The sequence below is a fragment of the Micrococcus sp. HMSC31B01 genome (assembly GCF_001816085.1).
Lineage (GTDB): Bacteria > Actinomycetota > Actinomycetes > Actinomycetales > Micrococcaceae > Micrococcus > Micrococcus luteus.
In genome coordinates, this window is record NZ_KV825309.1 from 1 (window position 1) to 2,426 (window position 2,426).

Annotated in this window: 4 protein-coding genes and 1 pseudogene; all 5 read left to right on the forward strand. The window is 73.9% G+C overall.

The genetic code is table 11. From position 1 onward, the window contains the following. Positions 1-213, forward strand: a pseudogene (locus tag HMPREF3105_RS10005) (orotidine 5'-phosphate decarboxylase); the annotation flags it as partial. Positions 214-351: 138 nt separating this feature from the next. Next, positions 352-666, forward strand: coding sequence for an integration host factor, actinobacterial type (gene mihF / locus HMPREF3105_RS10010; protein ID WP_010078601.1), 315 nt, complete (start codon positions 352-354; stop codon positions 664-666). 71 nt (positions 667-737) lie between these two features. After that, complete coding sequence (gmk, locus tag HMPREF3105_RS10015; RefSeq protein WP_010078602.1) at positions 738-1,388, forward strand: guanylate kinase; 651 nt, start codon at positions 738-740, stop codon at positions 1,386-1,388. A 66-nt stretch (positions 1,389-1,454) separates the two neighbouring features. Next, on the forward strand, positions 1,455-1,895 hold the full coding sequence (gene rpoZ / locus HMPREF3105_RS13715) for a DNA-directed RNA polymerase subunit omega (protein ID WP_036313731.1): 441 nt from the start codon (positions 1,455-1,457) through the stop codon (positions 1,893-1,895). A 7-nt stretch (positions 1,896-1,902) separates the two neighbouring features. After that, positions 1,903-2,426: flavoprotein (locus tag HMPREF3105_RS10025; RefSeq protein WP_305791345.1), on the forward strand; the 524-nt coding region annotated here is incomplete at its 3' end.

The window sequence follows — 2,426 nt, forward strand, 5'->3', positions numbered from 1 at the left end:
GACCGCCTCGGCCTGGACCTGCCGGCCCTCGGCGGGCCCCTGCTGGCGCCCGGGTTCGGTGCCCAGGGCGCCACGGCCCGGGGCATGCGGGCCGACTTCGGGACGGCCTGGCCGCAGGTCTTGGCGACCTCGTCCCGCGGCATCCTGAGCGCGGGCCCGTCGGTGGCCTCGCTGGTGGACACGATCGAGGAGAATCGCGCCGCCCTGCGGTGACGCCCGCGTCCTCCCGGCGCGCCCGTGCCGTGTGGACGGGATGGTATCTTCCCTTTCGATCGGCTGTGCTCGTCGTCCTTGACCATGGAAGGGTCACGACGGGGCCGGTGGGGAACGAGAGGCATCGAGGTCAGACCCATGGCGTTGCGGCAGCTCAGTGTGCAGGAGAGGGCGGAGGCCCGGAGGAAGGCCCTCCAGGCCCGCCAGGCGCGGGCGGAGCTCAAGGCGGCCTTCGCCGCCGGTGAGGTCGGCCTGGCCGACATTTTCGCGCGCGCGGACGCCGACGACGCCGTCGCCCGTCTGCGGACCGTGGACCTGCTGCTGGCCCTGCCGGGCGTGGGCGAGGTCCGGGCCCGGGAGGCGATGGCGGGGTGCGGCATCTCGCCGCGGCGTCGGCTGGGCGGCCTGGGCCGTCGTCAGCGCGAGGCGCTGATCGCCTATATTGGCCGGTGACCCCCACATCCCGGCGGGTCGGCGCCGGCCCGGGTGACGGGTCTGCGAGGCCCGTCCCACCAGGAGGATGCGTGACCGACACGTTCGACCCCGGACCCGCCCCCGCCGTCCCGGTGGCCCGCACCGCCGTCCAGGAACGCCCTCCGGGCCCGGGCGTCACCGTCCTGGCCGGCCCCACCGCCGTCGGCAAGGGCACCGTGTCGGCCTATGTCCGCGAGCACTACCCCGAGGCCTGGCTGTCCGTCTCCGCCACCACCCGCCCGGCGCGCCCGGGCGAGGAGGACGGGGTGCACTACTACTTCACGACGCCGGAGGAGTTCGACTCCCTCGTCGAGGCGGACGAGATGCTGGAATGGGCCGTCGTCCACGGCGTCCACCGCTACGGCACGCGGCGCGACCGTGTGATGGAGGCCGTGGCGCAGGGGCGCCACGTCCTGCTGGAGATCGACCTGCAGGGCGCGCGCCAGGTCCGCCGTGCGCTGCCGGAGGCCACCTTCGTGTTCCTGGCGCCGCCGAGCTGGGAGGAACTCGTGTCCCGGCTGCTCGGCCGCGGCACCGAGAGCCCGGAGGAACAGCGGCGTCGGCTCGAAACGGCTAGACTGGAACTCGCAGCGGAACCCGAGTTCGACGCCGTCGTCGTGAACGACCGCGTGGAGCGGGCCGCCGAGGAACTGGTGAGACTCATGGGGCTGGACCCCGAGCGCCGTCCGACCGAGGCCTGAGGACCGGCCGCACCGACGCCGCACCCGGCGCCGACGTGACAGTGAGATGAAGACTTTGGAGACCCCGTGACCGAACAGTACGAAGGCATCGTCAACCCGCCCATCGACTCCCTGCTGGAGCGGGTCGACTCGAAGTACGCCCTGGTGCTCTTCGCCGCCAAGCGGGCCCGGCAGATCAACGCCTACTACTCGCAGCTGCACGAGGGGCTGTTCGAGTACGTCGGCCCGCTCGTGGACACCCAGCTGAACGAGAAGCCGCTGTCCATCGCCCTGCGCGAGATCGAGGCCGACCTGCTCGAGTCCCACGAGGCCGTCGAGGCCACCCCGGAGGCCGACCTGGCCGCCGAGGACTTCGGCGACTTCTCCCTGCCGGGCGAGGACGACCCGTTCGCCACCCTCGAGTCGTCCGACGCCCACCAGCCGATGGGCGATCCCGCCGCCATCGAGGAGGCCGCCGAGACGGTGCGCGCCGAGGAGGGCACCTCCGAGGACGCCACGGAGGCCTGAGCCCGTCATGGAGATCGTCCTCGGGGTCGGCGGCGGCATCGCGGCCTACAAGGCGGCGCTGCTGCTGCGCTTGATGACCGAGGCCGGCCACGGCGTGACCGTGGTGCCCACCGCCAACGCCCTCGAGTTCGTGGGCGCGGCGACGTGGGAGGCCCTCTCCGGTCGCCCGGTCCGCACGGACACGTTCGAGGCGGTCGACGAGGTGAACCACGTCCGGCTCGGCCGGCGTGCGGACCTCGTGGTGGTCGCGCCGGCCACGGCCGACCTGCTCGCGCGCACCGCCGCGGGGATGGCGCCCGACCTGCTGGGCAACGTGCTGCTCACCGCCACGTGCCCCGTCGTCCTGGCCCCCGCCATGCACACCGAGATGTGGCACCACCCCGCCACGGTGGCCAACGTCGCCCTCCTGCGCGAGCGCGGCGTCACGGTCGTGGATCCCGCCGTGGGCCGCCTCACCGGGGCCGACTCCGGCGCCGGACGTCTGCCCGAGCCCGCCGAGATCTGGGAGCGTGCGCAGGCCGCCGCCGCCGC